This window comes from Corallococcus sp. RDP092CA (assembly GCF_041903675.1).
Lineage (GTDB): Bacteria > Myxococcota > Myxococcia > Myxococcales > Myxococcaceae > Corallococcus.
In genome coordinates this window covers 1-1,343 of the sequence record NZ_JAYESI010000090.1, presented here as the reverse complement: position 1 = coordinate 1,343, position 1,343 = coordinate 1, and the positions used below count along the sequence as shown (strand labels likewise).

Here is a 1,343-nt window from a genome sequence, read left to right as displayed (position 1 = left end):
AGCTTCTCCACCGTCGGAGCGTTGAAGACGTCCCGCAGCTGAAGGTCCACGCGGAAGAGGCTTCGCACGCGCGACAGCACCTGCGTCGCCAAGAGCGAGTGGCCCCCCAGCTCGAAGAAGTCGTCCGTCGCCCCCACCCGCTCCACCCTCAGCAGCTCGCTCCATGCTCCCGCCAGCAACTGCTCCGTCGGCGTGCGCGGCGCGATGAACGCGTCGACCTCCCCTCGCTCGTCGCTGGGGACGGGCAGCGCCTTGCGGTCCACCTTCCCATTCGACGTCACCGGCAGCGCCTCCAGCACCACGAAGGCCGTCGGCACCATGTACTCCGGCAGCGTCTTCTCCAGGTGCTCTCGCAGCGCCTGCCGCTCCAGCGACTCCACGTCTCCCGCCACGTACGCCACCAGCCGCTTGTCCCCCGCCACCTCCTCCCGCACGACGACGACCGCCTCGCGCACGCCGTAGGCCCCCATGAGCGCGGACTCAACCTCCCCCAGCTCGATGCGGTAGCCGCGCACCTTCACCTGGAAGTCCGCACGGCCCAGGTACTCCAGCGTCCCGTCCGCTCTCCACCGCCCCAGGTCACCCGTGCGGTACAGCCTCGCGCCACCCTCCGTGCTGAACGCATCCGGGATGAACTTCTCCGCCGTCAACTCCGGCCGCCCCAGGTACCCGCGGCCCACCTGCACACCGCCGACGTACAGCTCGCCCGGCACTCCCACCGGCACCGGCTGCCCTTGCGCGTCCAGCACGTACATCCGCGTGTTCGGCAGCGGCTTGCCGATGCGCACCGCTCCTCCGCCCGAGTCCCCCTCCCCCACCACATGCACCGTGCACCCCACCACCGTCTCCGTCGGGCCGTACTCGTTGATGAGCCGCGTGCCACGCGCGTGCTTGCGCCAGAACGCCAGCTCCTCCGCGAAGAGCGCCTCCCCTCCAATGACGAAGGCCCCCGTCCTCCCCGCCGCCTCCTCCTCTCCCAGCAAGTCCGCCAGCAGCCGCAGGTGGCTCGGCGTCAGCTTCACCAGGCTGAAGCCCACGCCTTCTCGCAGCACGTCCGCCAGCCCTTCCACTCCTCGCGCCTCGGACACCATCACCACGCCGCGGCCCGCCACCAGCGGCGCCAGCATGCTCGTCACCGTCAAGTCGAACGCCAGCGACGAGTGCACCGGCGCTCCCGCTCCCGCCTCCAGCCCGTACGCCGTCAAGCACCACGTCAGGTAGTTGGACACGCCCCGGTGCTCAATCGCCACGCCCTTGGGCTTGCCCGTGCTGCCCGACGTGTAGATGACGTAGGCCAGGTTGCCCGCCCCCACCGTCGTCACCGGCGCGTCTTCACGCTCGCG

At 70.6% G+C, this 1,343-nt stretch carries 1 protein-coding gene; it reads right to left on the bottom strand.

The genetic code is table 11. The features are described from left to right. Window positions 1-1,343, bottom strand: a 1,343-nt coding sequence (locus U8525_RS34275) for an amino acid adenylation domain-containing protein (RefSeq protein WP_374270945.1), incomplete at both ends; no start/stop codon positions are given.